Below are 18,239 nucleotides of genomic sequence, written 5' to 3'. Positions count from 1 at the left end.
AATGTAAATTTCTTTACATTGGCCCCTCTTGTAATGGCTCTTTTTAGGAACAGCCCTCTTTATAATATAACACTTTTTCTATAACATTAAACGCCTGTCTAATCTTTTTCAACGGTTCTGGCAAAAATGAAATCTACGTTCTTCAGAGTAGCCTGATTTCCGAATATCTCTGAGAGCTCCTGCTCGCTTAAATATTTACTTACCTCTTCAGACTTCAAAAGCTCGCTTTTCAGGTCTTTACCCTTGTCTGCCCAGACTTCCATGGCCGGAGTCTGTACCATCTTGTAGGCATCTTCTCTTGTTGCACCCTTGCTTACCAGCTTAAGAAGCACAGTCTGTGAGAATATGAGCCCGCGCGTCAGATTCAGATTCTTCAGCATGTTTTCCGGGTATACCAGAAGGTTCTTGATCAATTTTATAGATAAATGTAACATATAATCGAGTATAATACAACTGTCAGGCACAATTACTCTTTCCACAGAGGAATGTGATATGTCGCGCTCATGCCAGAGTGCAACGTTTTCCATGGCTGCCATCGAGTTGCTCCTTAAAAGCCTTGAAAGCCCTGTAATCCTCTCGCACGTAATCGGATTGCGCTTGTGCGGCATGGCCGAAGAACCCTTCTGCCCCTTGGAGAAGTATTCTTCCGCCTCCAGGACTTCAGTCCTCTGAAGGTGGCGGATCTCAACTGAGATCTTCTCAAGTGTGGTGCCTATAATTGCCAGTGTCGTAAGAAACTCGGCATGACGGTCGCGCTGTATTACCTGTGTTGAAACAGGAGCAGGGCTAAGACCCATTTTATTGCATACATATTCTTCAACTTTGGGTGACAGGTGTTCAAACGTCCCTACGGCGCCGGAGATCTGCCCTACGCTGATAGATTTTATTGCGGCCTCAAGCCTTGTAATGTTGCGCCTGGTCTCTTCATACCAGAGTGCAAACTTTAGTCCCATAGTTGTAGGTTCGGCATGTATGCCGTGGCTGCGCCCAACACAGAGAGTGTTTTTGTGCTCTAAAGCCCTTTCCTTTAAGACCGCCTTAAAATCCAGGAGCTTTTTCATTAAAAGTTCGCCTGCAGTCTTCATCTGATAGGAAAGCGAGGTATCCAGAACGTCTGAACTCGTCATTCCATAATGAATATGCCTTGCTTCGGGCCCTACATATTCAGCAACATTTGTAAGAAAAGCAATTACGTCATGTTTTGTGGTTTCTTCAATTTCAAGAACCCTTTTGATATCGAAATTGGCTTTTGCCTTAATTACCTCAACATCTTTTTGCGGGATTTCTCCCATTGCAGCTCTTGCTTCACAGGCGAGGATTTCAATTTTGAGCCATGTCTGGTACTTAAACTCATCCTGCCAGATTTTACCCATTTCGGGGAGTGTATATCTTTCGATCATCTGCTTTTTCAAGCCTCATTTTTTTGTTTAATGTTTGTTTTTCCCTAATTATAGTCAAACTAATAGTCTGTCCCGTACGGAACTCCTGGAATACTCCTACCAGGCTTCCGCGGTTAATGATCTTGTTGCCCTCAACTTCCACAATAATGTCGCCCGGCTCCAGACCGGCCTTCTCGGCAGGGGAGTTGCGCTTTACGTCAGTAACAATGGCTCCCCGGGTGCTTGCAAGCTTATAATATTCTGCAATCCCTTCGTCAATTGTCTGTGCGTCAAGACCAATCTTGAAATTCCTGTCTACAATGCCTTTTGCCTTCAGCTCTGTAATGATCCTCTTGGCCTTATTGATCGGTATTGCAAAACCAAGTCCAATGTTTCCTGAAGAGCCGTCGGCTGTATAAATTAAAGTGTTCATTCCAATCAGCTCACCTACGGAATTGACAAGCGGCCCGCCGCTGTTGCCTCGGTTGATTGCCGCATCTGTCTGAAGCATGCCGAGGTAATACCTGTTGTTATCAGGCTCAAGATTCATCCCCTTGGCGCTGATGACACCAACTGTAACCGTCGGCTGGTCATTGATTTCAAAAAGCCCGAACGGGTTGCCCAATGCAATTACCCATTCTCCTGTTAAAACATCATCCGAGTTCCCCATCGGGATGTAGGGAAGATTATTCCCGTCAATCTTAAGAAGGCATACATCACTTGCCGGATCGGTCCCGATCTTCCTTGCCGTTAACTGTTTGCCGTTTGTCATTGTAACCGTAATCTTTACTCCGTTGCCGGCAACGTGATCATTGGTAAGGATGTAGCCGTCAGGCGAAATTATTGTGCCTGAACCAAGGCTTTTTACTTCCTGATTGTACGACCGGTCGCCGAAAAACTGCCTGAAAAACGGGTCGCTTGCCCAGGGATCCTGGTACTGAACCACTTCGGTGACGTTAATGCCTACAACGGCCGGACTTACAGCCTTTACGGTTTCAGTAATGAGATTATTCCTCGATGAAGTAATCTGATCATTTACCGCCTGACGCTCCTGCGTTGTAACAACGTGAGTACGCTCGCCGCCATTTACATTAAAGTAAAGATCCTTGCCTGCCTTGTCCGTTGAAAAGAGCCTGTAGGCAAAAACCGCGGAAATCATGACTAGCACAAAAAATCCGGTAAGAATAATTTTATTTCTGTTCATATGAGTTTCCTGTTAAACTATTCAAAGATAATAAAAAAAGAGGGTTTTTTAAATTTAAAAGACTCCTGCTCATTTAAACAGTTTTAATTTTGGGAAGTTCAGGATTAACCCTCTTTTTGATTTAATTATTAGACCTGTCTTACTATATATCGGTTTAAAATAGAAAACCCCCATATCATTGCTGTTATGGGGATTGAAATGAGAGGATAAAAAATAACTCTAAAACTCTTTTTCCTTAAACTAAAACGTCACTTGAACGCTCTTTTGTAAAGGACTTGCTGACACATAAGCCCTCATCTATAGTGTCGTGTATTACTGGGATTGCCCATTTGATAAGATCAAATACTCTTTCAATATCTTCGTTGTAGAGGACGAAATTTTCAAAGACAAGCTGCTTTTTCTCGGCATCGACTTTCTCAACCGGAATAGGGAAGAGGTCTATAATCTTGCTTCTTTTCTTCTCAACTCTTATTAACGTGTTTACTAGAGAAGTCAGCTCTGCTAAATACGGGTGTGTGTTTTTATTCTGGAATTCTTCTGTGTACTTCTTTAATGCGCCTAATACTTTGTACTGGCCTAATTCAAAATCATTTACATATAAAAACGTGTCAATTGTTAAGTATGTCATTTCTTTCATCCCTTCTTAAATAAACTCTGTTATTATGAGTCCAATTACCGTTCCAGAATTAAAACCAGACCAATTATAGGATTTTACTGAAATTTGAAAGCTAATCTGGCTAATATTGAACAGTTGCGCAATATTATCGTCCACAATTGGCTAAAATTGCACTTTCTTATGCTGCCATGCGCGACATAAGCTTTCTTTTTACCACTGGAAGTATTGTCTCTGTAAATGGAAAGTCCAGGTCTGTCGTGCAGATGAAGGTTGATGAGTTGGGCATATCTGCAAACTGCTCAAAAAGATCCATGATAACTTCGTTAGGTGCCTGGTTTACAAAAATCTTGTCTACTGACTGTAGCACCCTTGTATTTAACCTCCGCTGCGACTTTTTCCCTGTAGACATCATGGAAATATCGTATCTGAGCACCTGAATAACCGACTTCTTGTTGTCGGGGATAAGGACGTAGCCTTCTTCACGGCTGGCGTCGGCAATGCCGATTTCTTCAATATAAATGTTCTTTTTGACGAATTCGTACAGGATTTTCCCCTCGTCAATCGCTTCTTTGATCAGAGGTTTTGCCCATTCGATAAGATCAACTACCTGCTGAATATAGTCGTCTGTTACCTCTATGGTCTCAACCATAAGGCGCTCATCTTTGGACTTCTTCTTTGCAAAGTTTTCTATATAGATGTCATTCAGATTGTTTTCATCTATATCTTTTAACTGAAGATTTAACTCTATCAGCTCTGACAAGCCGGGGTAAAGCCTGTTATGGTTGAATTCACCGTTGTAATTTTTTAAACTGTCCAGAATTCTATACGAGCTCAGTTCAAAATCTGTTACATATAAAAACGTATCTAGTATTAACTTGTTCATTTCCAAAACCTCGGATCTATTTGCTTATTAATACACTAATTCCGTACCAAAAGATTTTTTGTCTTATTATTCGTTTTTTTACGCTGCCCGGCTTTGAAGTGGCTGATTTTAGCAAACTGGCCAAAGAATTACGCATTTAAGGGCGGAAAAGAAAGAAAATGATTGAATTTTAATTATTTAATGCATATTCTAAGTTAACCGATCCAGGGAATTTAGCTTTGGACCGAATAGTGAATACGAAATTACTGAAATATAAATCAGGGGTATTCATTTTAATCCCTAAAGGAGGAATTATGGCTTTAAGTCAGCAGGAAATTAATAAAAAGCTCTTTGACGCGGTTACCTGCATTCAACAGACTCTGCATTCAATGAAGACTATGCTTTCGCATCAGCCGGAACGCGAAGTACCCGAGTTTATTGACCACCTGGCTTCTTTGGATAAAAACATTGAGGAGCTCAGGGCATCTATTTATTCAGGCGGGGTCAAGAATCCTGAAGATCATCAGGTAAATGAATAAGAGACTTTAACCTCTTGAAATAAAAGCCTTAAAAGCTCACGTTTTTAAGGCTTTTTTTCTGCTATAAAACTAATGGAGGATTTTATGGATGAGTTCATGCGTGCGGCATTTGAGGAAGCCCAAAAAGGTCTTTTGGAAGGTGGAATCCCTATAGGTTCTGTCCTGGTCCATAAGGATAAAATTATCGGACGCGGGCACAACAAAAGAATACAGGAAAAAAGCGCAATACTGCACGCGGAAATGGATGCCCTGGAAAATGCCGGGCGCCTTAAGGCCGAAGTCTACCGCCAGTCTGTCCTTTATACCACACTTTCACCATGCTCCATGTGCTCGGGCGCGGTCCTTTTATACGGCATACCAAAAGTAATTATCGGTGAAAACAGCACTTTTATGGGTGAGGAAGAGCTCCTTACGTCAAGAGGGGTTAAAATTGAAGTCCTTGGCCTTAAGGAGTGCGTTGAGATGATGGAAGGCTTTATTGAAAAAAGCCCTGAATTATGGAACGAGGATATAGGCAAATAAAGGTGGTGCTCCCATAAACCACTTCACCGGTTGCATATTACTTTTCCTTGAAGTATTTTGACGGCAAAGAAAGCAGGGGATCATTATATGTCATCCATGTTTTACAGGCTCATTACTATTGCTGCCATTATTCTTCAGACTGCATCTTCCGGCCTGACATATTCACAGGACCGCTTTGAAAAAAACGATTCCTCTGTTACCGTACTGCTCCCTAAAGGAGGCCTTCAGATTGTAATATGCTCCGACAAAATTATACGTATCCTTCATAGCCCTGAAAAAACACTTCTTCCCCCCAAAAGCCTTTCTGTAACTGCACGCTGGAAGAGAGTACCCTTTGAGGTAAGCCTCACGAAAAACAGCGCTACAATTAAAACTAAAAAACTTCATATAAAAGCAGATCTCCGTTCAGGCTCAGTTTCTTTTTCAGACTTACTTGGGAATATCATTTTTTCAGAAAACCCTGTCTCTGCCGCAGTGTTTACCCCTGCGGTTATGCTTGGTGAGCATACCTTTAATGCACAGCTAAACCTCAGCTTTTCTCCGAAAGAAGGCGTCTATGGCCTGGGACAGTTTCAGGATGGGTTCATGAACTTTAGGGGGCATGAAGAAACCCTCGTGCAGGAAAATACAAAGGCGGTGGTACCTTTTCTTTTGTCGACAAAAAAATACGGCCTCATATTCGATAACTATTCCAAAATCAGGTTTAAGGACCGCTCTGACAGCTCTTACATCTGGTTTGAAGTTGCGGATAATATAGACTACTATTTCGCCTCAGGAGATGATATGGATGAAGTAATCCAAGGCTGCCGCCTGGCCACCGGGCAGGCTCCAATGTACAGCCGCTGGGCTTACGGATACTTCCAGTCCAAAGAACGCTATACGACACAGAGTGAGATATTAAATACCGCCAGAAAATTCCGTGAGCTTAATATCCCGCTTGACTGCATTGTGCAGGACTGGCAGTACTGGGGCGATAATAACGAATACTGGAACGCTATGCGCTTTGATTCCACGCGCTACCCCGATCCCAGCAGGATGATAGATTCCCTGCATAAGGAATACCATGCACGCCTGATGGTAAGCATATGGCCCGTTGCAGGCCGGAAAACTGACCTATATAACGAGCTTAATAAAAAAGGACTTTTGTTTAAGCCTTACCACTGGACCGACGGCCACACCTATGACGCTTACAGCCCTCTTGCCCGGAGGATATATTGGAATGCAATTAATAAAGGGCTCTTTTCCCTGGGCGTCGATGCCTTCTGGATGGATGCCACTGAACCCGAAATAATACTGGCTCCAAATGAAAGGTCCCTTAAAGCCGCTGTGCGCAACACGCTTGGTACTATGGCCAGATACCTGAACCCTTATTCCTTGCTTACAACTAAAGCCGTGTATGAAGGGCAAAGGGCCTCAGACCCCAAAAAAAGAGTTTATATTCTTACTCGTTCGGCTTTCCTGGGGCAGCAGAGAAACGCCGCAACTACCTGGTCGGGCGACATTGTAGCCGGCTGGCTCGTCCTCCGTAACCAAATCCCGGCAGGACTTAATTTCTGCATGACCGGAATCCCGTACTGGACAAACGATATCGGGGGCTTTCACGTCAGGCGCTACGGAGCCTTCCCGGGTGGAGTAGATAACCCGGGCTATAGGGAACTCTATGTGCGCTGGTTTGAGTTCGGGGCAATTAATCCCATATTCCGCTCTCACGGCACCGATACGCCGCGCGAGCCCTGGAATTTCGGTAAGCCCGGCTCATGGGCTTATGATGCCCTGCTGAAATATGACAGGCTTCGCTACCGCCTCATGCCTTACATATATTCACTTGCATGGAAAGTGACCCATTCCGGCTACACAATGATGCGCGCGCTCCCGATGGATTTCCCGGAGGATACAACGCTTTACACAATCGGAGACCAGTTCATGTTCGGTCCTTCAATAATGGTTAATCCGGTCACAGAGCATATGTATTACGGTGAAGGATATGAAAACCGGCTTATTCCTTCCTCGTGCCTCAGGTCACCATGGGGCCTTGAGGGCTTCTACCGCGCGGAGTATTTTAACGGAGTTAATTTTGATACGCTTAAAGTAGATAGCCTGCAGTCCGCAACCTTGTTCGACCTTTATCTCGGGCAGGACCTTCCGCCTCAGGTCAACTGGGAGCGCAACAGCATCAGGTGGACAGGATCTTTTAAGACCCTTAGCGCAGGGGAGTATGAATTCTGGCTGACAAGTGACGATGCAGTCAGGTTTTATATGGATGGGAAAGAGATCATTGACGGCTGGAACAATAAAGGAATTGATACAACATACCGCATTAAAATGCCTATGGAAGCGGGATCGTGGCATAGTTTCAAAATTGAATATGCCCGCATGGCAAACGCCACAAAGCTGCGTCTTGCCTGGAGGACACCCGGCATGGTTCCAAAGCAGTTTGATCCCTTAAAAGAAAACGGATCAAGGGAGGTTTACCTTCCTGATGTGCCGGGAGGGTGGTACGACTTCTGGACAGGCGAGCGCACCCAGGGCGGCAAAACCTTAAAAAGAGAAGTTCCAATTGATATCATACCCTTGTACATAAAAGCCGGCTCCATATTTCCGATGGGTCCCGCTGAACAGTATGCATCAGAGAAAGTCCGTGGCCCGATTGAGCTCAGAATCTACACTGGGGCCGATGCCTCATTTGATTTATATGACGATGAGGGGGACAATTACAATTACGAAAAAGGTACCTATTCAGTTATCCCAATCCGCTGGAATGAAAAAGATCAGGAGCTAACAATCGGAAAAAGAGAAGGCACCTTCCCCGGCATGCCGGAGAAGATGACATTTAATATCATCTGGGTAAACAAAAATCACGGCACCGGAGGAGATGAATCTTCAAAGCCCGACAGGTCGTTAAATTACAACGGACAGCCCATTGAGTTAAGCAGGTAAATATTTTGAGTAAAATCGCCAGATTAAAAATAAATATGAAAAGTTTAGAATATTTTTATAGAATTCATTTGCAAAATTTCGAAAATGGTGGTATATTTAATGCACAATTTTTAAGATTGTTCTTAACGAAAATTGAAACGCGGGAATAGCTCAGTTGGTAGAGCGCAACCTTGCCAAGGTTGATGTCGCGGGTTCGAGTCCCGTTTCCCGCTCAAGGATCCACTTACCGCATGAGTGGATTTTTTTGTTTCTAGATAATAAGGCGCTGTAGCCAAGTGGTCCAAGGCGAAGGTCTGCAAAACCTTTATTCGTCGGTTCGAATCCGACCGGCGCCTCAAGAAAGCTCAAATCAAAAGATTTGGGCTTTCTTTGTGTCCCTTCCGATTTAAGCAGATCTGATTACACCCGAACTCTCTAAATAATTTTATTTCCTCGATCCGTGTATAAAACCTCTGTACGGAACAGACGGCTGTATTGAAATGAAAGCTTCCGGATCTAACGATTCTACAAGCTGTACTAAAAGTTTCTGCTGCTTCCTTTTTACTACAATCACCAGTATTGCTACTCCCCCTGAAGCACCTTCACCGGGCAATATCGTTACACCAAATTTCGACTTTCTTAACATGTCGGCTATCTTATCCGTGCAGTGCCTCGAAATTACATTCAGCTGTATGAAACCTAAACCTATCTTCTGCTCAAGCGTAATCCCTAATATATTGCCCAGGGCAAAACCTGCTGCATAACCGAAAAGATTTATAGTCTGATCCATGTGCTGCACAATGTAGCGCATAGCTGTTATCCATATCAGGACTTCAAAAAAACCCGCAAGCCCTGCATAGTACTTCTTTCCCTGAACTACTAGAATTGTCCGCATGGTCCCGATCGTTACATCGCAGACTCTCATGCCGGCTATTAAAATTGCGCCAAGTATTGTTTCAATCATGGTGTAACTTATATTTTATCCAAACATAATATTTAATTTGACCTAAATAAAGTTTAAATTGCTTTGTAAATATTAATATTTTAGCATAAAAAATGTACGAAAGCGAAAGAGAAGATTTAGTTCGAAAACTAGAAAATAACGGAATAACTGATAAGGCGGTGTTAAAAGCTCTTTCAGAAGTGGAAAGACACCTTTTCGTCCCTGAGATTATGATCTCTCATGCATATAAAGATGTTGCTCTTCCGATAGGTTATGGCCAGACAATTTCACAGCCCTATACCGTTGCCTTTATGTCCCAGGCACTCAGGCTTAAGCCTGGCAGTAAAGTCCTCGAAATCGGCACCGGCTCGGGCTATCAGGCGGCAATTCTTTATAAAATGGGGATGAGGGTCTATACTATTGAACGCAATGCTGAAATATCCCTCAGGACACAGAAACTTTTCGATAAACTAGGCGTCCGCGCCGTCTGCCGCATCGGCGACGGTACAATCGGATGGTCCGAATTTGCCCCGTATGAAGGAATTATTGTAACTGCCGGAAGCCCCGTGGTCCCGGTTAACCTGAAAAAACAGCTGGAAATAGGGGGCAAACTCGTTATACCCGTCGGCGATAAGAAGTCTCAGACACTTAAAATTATTACAAAAACAGGCGAGGATACCTTCGAAACCGAAGACGTCCCCAAGTTTGCATTTGTACCCCTCATCGGAAGAGAAGGTTGGAACGAAAAGTAGTAGTCATTCTTGGGCCAACAGCCTCTGGTAAAACCCTGACGGCCATATCCCTGGCTAAAGAGCTTTCCTCGGAAGTAATCTCTGCCGACAGCCGCCAGGTCTATAGGTTTCTGGACATTGGAACGGCAAAACCCTCTGTGGATGAGCTGAATAAAGTAAAACATCACTTTATCGGAACACTTACGCCCGATGAGGATTTTAACGTCTCCAGGTTCGAGGAAGACTCTTTGGAGATAATCCGGCGGCTTCACAAGGAAGGTAAAATCCCTGTTGTTGCCGGCGGCTCGGGCCTCTATATAAAAGCACTCGTTGAAGGAATCTCTACAACTGCCGCAACAGACGAGGAACTCCGCCTGGAGATCAAAACAAAACTTGAGACTTTAGGCCGCGAGCACCTCTACGAAGAACTTAAAATAGTAGACCCTAAGGCAGCCTCAACTATGCTCCCGCAGAACTATAAACGCGTCATGCGGGCCCTTGAGGTATTCCACCTTACAGGACGCTCCATTCTGGAACACCACGAGGAATATGAAAGAAACCTCGACTTTCAGTTTCTGCAGTTTGGACTTAACTGGCAGCGTGACGTCCTCTACAGGAATATTGAAAAGAGGGTGGATGAGATGATTGAGTCCGGACTTGTTGATGAGGTTAAAAGTATCCTTCAGATGGGCTATTCAAAGGACCTCAATTCACTTAATACCGTGGGATATAAGGAAATTATACTGCATCTTTCTGGCGAAATTTCTCTGGAAAGGGCCGTTGAACTCATTAAAAGAAATACCAGGCGCTACGCCAAGCGCCAGATGACATGGTTCAGACGCAATACCCAAATAAACTGGTTCGATATCCATTCATTAGATGACCTCTTGAGCATACCTGAAAAGATTTTAAGATTCTTTCAATAAGGAATTTTTAATATATTGTTTTATCCCATCAACAATATAAAGAGCCACAATGAAAGAAAAGATCAGGATTGCATCAGGACAGGGGTTCTGGGGCGATTTAATTGAGGCCCCTTTTAACCAGGTGACAAAAGGACAGGTGGATTATCTCGTAATGGATTACTTGGCCGAGGTAACAATGTCAATTCTCCAGAAACAGAAGAATAAAAACCCGAAACTTGGCTACGCAAAGGATATTCCCGAACTTATGAGCAGAATCCTTCCGGTCTGCAGGGAAAAAGGAATTAAGATTATTACTAACGGCGGCGGTGTAAACCCCATGGCCTGCGCCGAGGCCGTTTTTGAGGTCGCAAAGGCTCTTGAAATAAACGGCCTTAAGGTGGGCATTGTCTTAGGCGACAATATAAAGCCCAGACTTGATGGCTTCGTGCATACCGGCACGCACCTGGACAATATGGAAACTGGGGAATCCATCGGGCGCTACCTGGATAAGATCTTATCGGCAAACGTCTATTTCGGGGCTTTCCCGATCGTTGAGGCGCTTTCTAAAGGCGCTGACATCGTAATTACAGGCCGCACAACGGATACCGGGCTTACACTAGCTCCAATGATCTATGAATTCGGATGGGGGAAACAAGACTATGACCTCCTGGCCTCGGGCACCGTGGCAGGCCATATCCTGGAGTGCGGCGCTCAGGCCTCGGGCGGAAACTTCCTGGGCGACTGGCAGACGATTGAAAATATGGCCGATATCGGCTTCCCGATTGCAGAGGCATACCCCGATGGAAGCTTTATTATCACCAAGCATGAGTCGCTTGGAGGCAGGGTATCATTTGAAACCGTCGCCGAACAGTTGGTTTATGAAATAGGCGACCCCGCATCATACATTACTCCCGATTGCATTGCCGACTTTACTTCCATTCATCTGGAGGACCTGGGGGCTAACAGGGTCAGAGTCTTTGACGTAAAAGGAAAACCTGGAACAGAGTTCTATAAGGTCTCCTGCTCCTATACTGCAGGGTTTTCGGCCGTTGGAAGCCTTACCTATTCCTGGCCCGACGCCCTGAAAAAAGCAGAGGCGGCAGACAGAATACTTAGAGAAAGGCTTCAGAACCTGGGGCTTAAATTTGATGAAATAAGAACGGAATACGTGGGCTTTAACGCCTGCCACGGCCCGTTATCCAAAAAACTGCCTGAAGACGATATAAATGAAGTAATGCTCCGCGTTGCCGTGAGGGGAGACGACTACTATTCGATTGAAAGATTCGGCAAGGAAATAGCACCTTTAATCCTTACCGGCCCTCCTGCCGTAACAGGCTTTGCCGGCGGACGTCCGAAGCCTTCTGAAGTGGTTGCATACTGGCCGGCCTTAATCCCGAAGGATCTTGTTACCCCTGAAGTTAAAATAATGGAGATGAACTGACATGAAAATTAAACTGCGCGACATCGCTCACGGCCGCAGCGGCGACAAAGGAGATGCTGCTAATATTGGAGTTATAGCCTATGACGATAAAGGCTTTGAAATCCTGCAGAAATACCTAACGGCAGAAAAAGTTAAAGAGCATTTTAAGGGAATCTGCCAGGGGAAAGTGGAACGCTTTGAACTTCCTAACCTCAGAGCCTTAAATTTTCTGCTCCATGAAACTTTAGGAGGCGGTGGAACCGTTTCATTAAAACACGACGCCCAGGGCAAAACTCTGGCTGCGGCACTTTTAAGAATGGAATTGGATATTTAACGTCTTTTTTAAGATCTTTATAGTCTGCAATTCCGGAAGTTTTTCTTTAGCCCTGTCTTTAGCGGACGGGGCATTTTTAATATATTTCAGTTAACAATTAAACAGGGATTTTTAATGTACGATGAAGAAGTAAGAAAGTTATCGGATTACCAGTCGAGAATCAATAATCTGCGGAGCTATCTTTGACTTAGATGCCAGGGAAGAAAAAATAAGGGGGCTTAAGCTTAAAACAGAAGACCCTTCGTTCTGGAACGACCAGACAGAGGCACAAAAAGTCCTCCAGCAGATCAAGTCACTGCAGGAATGGGTAGATTTGTACGAGGACGTCAGGAAAAGAAGCGAAAATATACACGACATCATTGAGCTTGCCCGCTCCGAAAATGACGATTCATTTTTAGAGGACATTCAAACCGAGCTCGATTCGCTCAGGGATACACTCGAGAACCTTGAGTTTAAGAACATGCTTAGCGGTAAAGATGACGATAAAAACTGTATACTTACCATCCACTCCGGAGCCGGCGGCACCGAGGCACAGGACTGGGCTGAAATGCTCATGAGAATGTACCTTCGCTACGGCGAGCAGAACGGCTTTAAGATGGCTGTTCTCGATGTGCTTGAAGGCGACGGCGCCGGCATTAAAAGCGCTACAATCGAGGTTACTGGTGAATTTGCCTACGGATACCTTAAGGCTGAAAACGGGGTCCACCGCCTGGTAAGGATTTCTCCTTTTGACGCAAATAAAAGACGGCATACTTCATTTGCTTCCGTATTCGTAATACCTGAAGTAGATGACTCAATTGAAATTGAGATCAACCCGGCAGACTTAAGAGTAGATACTTACCGCTCCGGCGGTAAAGGCGGCCAGAACGTCAACAAAGTGGAAACGGCCGTAAGAATAACTCATATCCCGAGCGGTGTCGTGGCTGCATGCCAGACCGAACGCAGCCAGCTTCAGAACAGGAATAACGCAATGAAGCTCCTCAAGTCCAGACTCTACCAGATCGAAAGGGAAAAACAGATTGCCGAACTCGATGAAATTGAAAAAGGCAAAATGAAGATCGAATGGGGAAGCCAGATCCGCTCCTACGTCTTTCACCCCTACAATATGGTAAAGGACCACAGGACAAACGTCGAGACCTCAGACGTGCAGGGGGTTATGGATGGCGACCTGAATAAATTCATCAAAGCTTACCTCCTCATGTTCTCACAGAATAATAAAGTTTGATGAATTTGAAATTCCTTTAACTTCTACCCCGGAGATATTTAGCCTCCGGGGTATTTTTATTTTAATATGACTTTTCAGCCTGCCCGCCTCGATTTTAGTTTAATATTTCCCTATTTTTTTATCCGTGTTTTTACAGACTCGTTCATATTCTTTTCTATTTCAAAACGAAAACAGGGGAGCTCTTTATTATGGTTTCACGCCTCTTAATCCTTTTCTTATTCCTTTTTGCAACTGTCTCCTTTGCCCAGAAGGAAAGTAATAATCCCGATTCATTGCTCCTTGAATGCAATTTTATTAAGCTTCAGGAAGTTCTTAAAAATGCAAACGCATCTAAGGCCGCTTCCTACCAGGGAATAATCTCATCCGTAAAGGAGATCCCGAACCTGGATAGTAAGGACATTCTTATCGGACAGGCCAGGAGTAATAAGAGCCACTATACGGAAGCCTATGCAGGCATGCTGGCCTCAAGAGCTTTTGATAAATTCGAATCTTCGGCCAATAAGGGCAGACAGGATGAGGCAATAACTTATTTCTATATCGCCCGCTTTTTTAAGAACAGTTATATCTCAGGCATCAAAATCTCGCTCGACAGGGATTTCAAAGAGGCTCAGGAATGCTTTAGCCGCAGGAAATTTAATAGATCGCTTGAGCTCTGTCAGTATGTTGAAAATATCACCAGCGGCAATCCATTCTTCGCTGTGTCATTTAAGGACTCAGTCAAATCCTTCCGCCTCAGGGCTAAAGAAAAATTCATGACAATTGAAAAGGAGAAAAAAGACTGGGACCAGAAGGAAATAAGCGACTATAACTTCAGCATTACTTTTGGAGGAGGTCTCCTTTACTATCCATCTTATAGCCAATATGATATGACATATTTTCTAAATGACCCAATATATCTGAAAAAGGTACTTTTGCACATCCCGACAAGAATAAAAAAAGAAGTGGGATTCGATTATTCATTCTCCGTAGGCTATAGACTGTTGGATTATCTCAGAATTAACTTTTCATATTCTTCCGGCAGCGTGAAATATAAGGAATTGGAACTCCCACAAACTATTGGAAAAACCAGCCTTGAGGTCAGGAATTCAGACTTCCTCCTCTCAGCCCGATATTATCTTAAGACTACAGTGGGCGTGTGCCCCTACGTTGGAATCGGTTACGGCTACAGCAGTTTTACAAGGAGCAGTTTCTCTTGTGTTACAGAATACCATTATTCTATTGCTAATTACGGTGAAGCTCTGAAAACTATTGAGCTTTCAATGCCGGAGAACAGTTTCAATGCAACAATTATGAATGCATTCTTCGGTCTGGATTATGTCTCCTCTGCTGAGAGCCGTATTATGTACGACCTGGGATTTTCCTTTGACAAGTCCTCAAAAGTTGATTACTTTCTAAAAGGATATAAACTATTTGTCGGATTTAATGTCGGTATATTACTCTAAAAACGGATAGGATTCATGAAAACATTTACAGAATATCTCTGGTTTAATACTAAAAAGCACCGCGAGTACATAAATATCACGCGAAATGTGGAAGAAGTGCTCCATAAAAGCGGCATTAAGGATGGCATGATACTGGTCTCTGCAATGCATATAACAGCAGGAGTTTACGTTAACGACGCTGAGTCAGGCCTCATTCAGGATATAGACGAATGGCTCGAGAAACTGGCCCCGTTTAACCCCAATTACCGCCATCACCATACGGGTGAGGACAATGGGGATTCTCACCTTAAAAGCCTCCTGGTGCACCACGAGGTCATAATTCCTGTTACAGACGGGAAACTCGACTTCGGTCCCTGGCAGCAGGTCTATTATGCGGAATTCGACGGCCAGCGCCGCAAACGCCTCATCATTAAAGTCATGGGTGAATAACCTTTGGAGATTTGCCGGGAACCATTTCCCGGCATAATTCCACAAAAAGGGAATTGATATGGCAAAAGGTTCCAAAACAACAAAAGATACCCGGGGAAATAATAAGGACTTCTTCGACCGCGTCTACGAGATTGTAGCCCAAATACCCTATGGGAAAGTTACCACTTACGGCGCAATAGCTGAATTCTGCGGCACTAAGGCTTCTGCCCGCACCGTGGGCTGGGCCTTGAACGGCGCAAAGGATTCAGGTCTTCCTTGCCACAGGGTCGTAAACCGATACGGAGCCCTTACAGGGAAAGTGCACTTCGGAAGCCCGGATATAATGGAAGACCTTCTTAAAAGTGAGGGCGTTGAGTTCGATAGCGAGGGGTGTGTCGTTATGGAAAAATATTTCTGGAAGCCGGAGAAGAAACCATCCGGAAAAAAAAAGAAATCTAACTTTTAATTTAGATTTCTTTTATTCCCGTTTCTTTACTTTTTAATACCTTTCAACCTTTACCGAGGATACTCCGGCTGCAATTTCCAGGTAAATCTTCTTCCCGCTCTGTGCAAAATCTGGCGTGCGGTAAACATTGTCATCTATCTTTACAAATTCACTGAACTCTTTCTTCGAGAACTCCGTGTCGGAATTAATTTCACAGCCGCTCGTCTTTGGAATCATTATCTCAAGACGCGATACGCCCGACTCAAATTTCACCTTCGTCATTGGATTCTTGTCGCCAAGCTTGAGCTTGAGTGAGGAAGCCCCGCTTTTAAGATATATGTTCTCAGCCTTAAATGGCACCAGATCCAGGTTTACTGAAGCTGCACCTACATTCAGATCCATATCCCAGACGGGATTCGAATTAAGCTTTATCTCCATGCGGTTTTTGCCCAGGCCATGAACTATCCTCTGATGCTTGTTATTCATCTCAAAGGTTATATCTGCCGAACTGTCACTTGTTTCATTATTAAGTGAATAGTCACTGAACTCACCTTTGGTCTTTGCATATACAAGGCTGTCGGTTGTCCCGTCCAGGTTGAAATTTCCTGCTGCAGCCTCCAGGTTCAGCTTTGCTTTCTTGATGCTGCTTTCATAGGGAAGCGTAAATTCCTGCGCGCTTACGTTGAAATCCTCGAAATCACCGTCAAAGAACAATGAAAAACTCTTGACCCCGGCAAAAATTACAACCCCCAGCAGAAAAGCTATAACCAGAACAATGATCCACCTGAACCTGCCTTCCCTGAAAATAAAATAAACGCCGGCTAGCACCAGTAAAAGCGGCCACAGATTCCACATCATATCCCAGTTGAAACTCAGGGACATAAAGTTATTCATCAGTACAAGAATGCCCAGCGTTATAAAGAGAATACCCCAGAATAAATGATTTGTACGCATTGTAGTTCTCCAGGCTTATTTTTTTGAAGATCTGAGTAATAATCCAATTCCTATTGCAACCAGTATAAGAGGCCAGAAATCGTGAAATTCAAAATAAGGGAAAAAACGATCAGCAAAAAACAATAGACCCAGCCCTACAAGTATGTATCCGAGGATCGGTCTGTTCCTTCTTCTCTCCCTGTATGATGTATAGGGAGCTTCAGCTTCGCTTGTGCCTTGAGCCCCTTCAGAAGCAGTTTCACTTCCGGCCGGGGCGGCATAAGCAGCAGATCCTGAGCCTGCCGCAGCTGCAGCAACTGATTCCTTGTAGGGAACAATGATCCAAAGCAGTATATATACTATTAAACCCATGCCCGACAGTATTGTAGCGGCAACAAAAGCTATTCTGATGATTACCGGATCCACGTCAAAATATTCCGCAAGTCCGCCGCAAACGCCGGCTATCATCTTGTCTTTTTGAGAGCGATATAATCTTTCACGCATAACCTTTCTCCTTTTTAGGTTGTTTCTACCAGTTTAGACTGTCCTTTGTGCGCAAAAGTTCTATTGCAGATACATATTTTTTACCGTTTTTCTGCACCTTGAACCGGAGTGCTTTCTTCAAGCGCCTTAAAGAACCTGAAATGGTTCTCAATCGATTTATTCCAGTACTGCCTGTTGTGGTTTCCGGGCTGCGAGATGAAGGTAGCCTTAATTTTTAAGCTTATGCACTTTTCATTAAACCTTTTATTGACGTTATATGCGAAGTCCTCTGTACCGCAGTCAAATATGATCTCCTTGTTCAGACCCTTTATATTCTCAAGGAGCAGAATATCCGTATTCTTTTCCCAGTTCTCAGGATATTCACTATACTTTCCAAGCGCGTTTAACATGCTCCAGCGGTCGGGAAACTCAGTTATATCCAGAATTCCGCTTGTGCTGCCTGCGCTCCTGAAAATATCAGGGTGCTTCAAAAGCATCATCATTGCACCGTGGCCGCCCATGCTGAGGCCAGTAATAAATATGTTTGCCTTGTCAACACGGTACCTGCTTTCTACTTCGGGCAGGAATTCTTTAATAAAGAAGGTCTCAAACTGGCTTTTGGGGTTTATCGGGCTGTCCAAATACCACGAATCATAAAACCCGTCGGGGCATACAATTATAAACTGGTACTTGTCTGCGTATTTCTGGAGGCCGCCCGATAATTCATTCCAGTGCTTGTAGTTCCCGCTCCAGCCGTGCAGCATAACGAGCAGGGGATAGCTCTTTGTTTCGTTGTAGCCTTCGGGCACAAATACAAGCGAGGAGTCCGCGTGCGGAATATTTTTAGAATCCTTTACTAAAAGACTCTGTCCGCAGGCCTGCTTTAATGAAATAAGCAGGAGTATTAACAATATTTTTTTCATTTTTATTTA

19 protein-coding genes and 2 tRNA genes are annotated in these 18,239 nt (G+C 44.1%); 13 read left to right on the top strand and 8 right to left on the bottom strand.

Annotated elements, in window-relative coordinates; translation table 11 throughout:
* Nucleotides 1-98: 98 nt before the first annotated feature.
* The 4 genes from HF312_08430 to HF312_08415 form a co-directional block, all read right to left on the bottom strand.
* Nucleotides 99-1,400, bottom strand: coding sequence for an adenylosuccinate lyase (locus HF312_08430; protein ID MCU7520229.1), 1,302 nt, complete (start codon nucleotides 1,398-1,400; stop codon nucleotides 99-101).
* Entirely contained in the window at nucleotides 1,366-2,538 is a 1,173-nt protein-coding gene (locus HF312_08425) for a PDZ domain-containing protein (protein ID MCU7520228.1), read from the bottom strand. The genes HF312_08430 and HF312_08425 overlap by 35 nt, the downstream gene beginning before the upstream one ends.
* 280 nt (nucleotides 2,539-2,818) lie before the next feature.
* Nucleotides 2,819-3,211: a hypothetical protein gene (locus HF312_08420; GenBank protein ID MCU7520227.1), complete on the bottom strand. Its 393-nt coding sequence runs from the start codon at nucleotides 3,209-3,211 to the stop codon at nucleotides 2,819-2,821.
* A 166-nt stretch (nucleotides 3,212-3,377) separates the two neighbouring features.
* Nucleotides 3,378-4,082, bottom strand: coding sequence for a hypothetical protein (locus tag HF312_08415; GenBank protein ID MCU7520226.1), 705 nt, complete (start codon nucleotides 4,080-4,082; stop codon nucleotides 3,378-3,380).
* Nucleotides 4,083-4,375: 293 nt separating this feature from the next.
* Here HF312_08415 and HF312_08410 point away from each other — a divergent pair, with 293 nt between their 5' ends.
* The 5 genes from HF312_08410 (at nucleotide 4,376) to HF312_08390 (ending at nucleotide 8,394) form a co-directional block, all read left to right on the top strand.
* Nucleotides 4,376-4,600, top strand: a complete 225-nt coding sequence (locus HF312_08410) for a hypothetical protein (GenBank protein MCU7520225.1) — start codon at nucleotides 4,376-4,378, stop codon at nucleotides 4,598-4,600.
* A gap of 84 nt (nucleotides 4,601-4,684) precedes the next feature.
* Nucleotides 4,685-5,122 (top strand): nucleoside deaminase, encoded by a 438-nt coding sequence (locus tag HF312_08405; GenBank protein ID MCU7520224.1) that lies wholly within the window; start codon nucleotides 4,685-4,687, stop codon nucleotides 5,120-5,122.
* Nucleotides 5,123-5,209: 87 nt separating this feature from the next.
* Complete coding sequence (locus HF312_08400) at nucleotides 5,210-8,059, top strand: DUF5110 domain-containing protein (GenBank protein ID MCU7520223.1); 2,850 nt, start codon at nucleotides 5,210-5,212, stop codon at nucleotides 8,057-8,059.
* Between the two features lie 139 nt (nucleotides 8,060-8,198).
* Nucleotides 8,199-8,271: transfer RNA gene (locus HF312_08395), tRNA-Gly, on the top strand.
* Between the two features lie 49 nt (nucleotides 8,272-8,320).
* Nucleotides 8,321-8,394, top strand: a tRNA-Cys gene (locus HF312_08390).
* Nucleotides 8,395-8,483: 89 nt separating this feature from the next.
* Here HF312_08390 and HF312_08385 read toward each other — a convergent pair.
* On the bottom strand, nucleotides 8,484-9,002 hold the full coding sequence (locus HF312_08385; GenBank protein MCU7520222.1) for a DUF2179 domain-containing protein: 519 nt from the start codon (nucleotides 9,000-9,002) through the stop codon (nucleotides 8,484-8,486).
* Between the two features lie 92 nt (nucleotides 9,003-9,094).
* Between HF312_08385 and HF312_08380 the strand changes: the two genes are divergently transcribed.
* From HF312_08380 to HF312_08345, 8 genes are all read left to right on the top strand, one after another.
* Nucleotides 9,095-9,733: a protein-L-isoaspartate(D-aspartate) O-methyltransferase gene (locus HF312_08380; GenBank protein ID MCU7520221.1), complete on the top strand. Its 639-nt coding sequence runs from the start codon at nucleotides 9,095-9,097 to the stop codon at nucleotides 9,731-9,733.
* Entirely contained in the window at nucleotides 9,718-10,638 is a 921-nt protein-coding gene (gene miaA, locus HF312_08375; GenBank protein MCU7520220.1) for a tRNA (adenosine(37)-N6)-dimethylallyltransferase MiaA, read from the top strand. Before HF312_08380 ends, miaA begins: the two co-directional genes overlap by 16 nt.
* A gap of 49 nt (nucleotides 10,639-10,687) precedes the next feature.
* On the top strand, nucleotides 10,688-12,058 hold the full coding sequence (locus HF312_08370; protein MCU7520219.1) for a DUF1446 domain-containing protein: 1,371 nt from the start codon (nucleotides 10,688-10,690) through the stop codon (nucleotides 12,056-12,058).
* A 1-nt stretch (nucleotide 12,059) separates the two neighbouring features.
* On the top strand, nucleotides 12,060-12,371 hold the full coding sequence (locus HF312_08365) for a hypothetical protein (GenBank protein ID MCU7520218.1): 312 nt from the start codon (nucleotides 12,060-12,062) through the stop codon (nucleotides 12,369-12,371).
* 114 nt (nucleotides 12,372-12,485) lie between these two features.
* A protein-coding gene (locus tag HF312_08360) for a peptide chain release factor 2 (GenBank protein ID MCU7520217.1) occupies nucleotides 12,486-13,596 on the top strand; the annotation gives its coding sequence in 2 pieces (ribosomal slippage) (nucleotides 12,486-12,554 and nucleotides 12,556-13,596; 1,110 coding nt in all).
* Nucleotides 13,597-13,784: 188 nt separating this feature from the next.
* A complete protein-coding gene (locus tag HF312_08355; GenBank protein ID MCU7520216.1) occupies nucleotides 13,785-15,038 on the top strand; it encodes a hypothetical protein in 1,254 nt (417 codons plus the stop codon).
* Nucleotides 15,039-15,053: 15 nt separating this feature from the next.
* The gene (locus HF312_08350) at nucleotides 15,054-15,467 is read left to right on the top strand and encodes a YjbQ family protein (GenBank protein MCU7520215.1); all 414 of its coding nucleotides are present in this window, start codon (nucleotides 15,054-15,056) and stop codon (nucleotides 15,465-15,467) included.
* A 58-nt stretch (nucleotides 15,468-15,525) separates the two neighbouring features.
* A complete protein-coding gene (locus HF312_08345) occupies nucleotides 15,526-15,912 on the top strand; it encodes an MGMT family protein (GenBank protein ID MCU7520214.1) in 387 nt (128 codons plus the stop codon).
* A gap of 33 nt (nucleotides 15,913-15,945) precedes the next feature.
* Here the strand turns inward: HF312_08345 and HF312_08340 are convergent, their stop codons facing one another.
* The 3 genes from HF312_08340 to HF312_08330 form a co-directional block, all read right to left on the bottom strand.
* On the bottom strand, nucleotides 15,946-16,845 hold the full coding sequence (locus HF312_08340) for a hypothetical protein (protein ID MCU7520213.1): 900 nt from the start codon (nucleotides 16,843-16,845) through the stop codon (nucleotides 15,946-15,948).
* 15 nt (nucleotides 16,846-16,860) lie between these two features.
* The gene (locus HF312_08335) at nucleotides 16,861-17,328 is read right to left on the bottom strand and encodes a PspC domain-containing protein (GenBank protein MCU7520212.1); all 468 of its coding nucleotides are present in this window, start codon (nucleotides 17,326-17,328) and stop codon (nucleotides 16,861-16,863) included.
* An 80-nt stretch (nucleotides 17,329-17,408) separates the two neighbouring features.
* A complete protein-coding gene (locus HF312_08330) occupies nucleotides 17,409-18,230 on the bottom strand; it encodes a prolyl oligopeptidase family serine peptidase (protein ID MCU7520211.1) in 822 nt (273 codons plus the stop codon).
* Nucleotides 18,231-18,239 lie beyond the last annotated feature (9 nt).

The sequence above is a fragment of the Ignavibacteria bacterium genome (assembly GCA_025612375.1).
GTDB lineage: Bacteria > Bacteroidota > Ignavibacteria > Ignavibacteriales > SURF-24 > JAAXKN01.
Note: the sequence above shows the minus strand (reverse complement) of the source record. Positions and strands in the feature narration are given on the sequence as shown.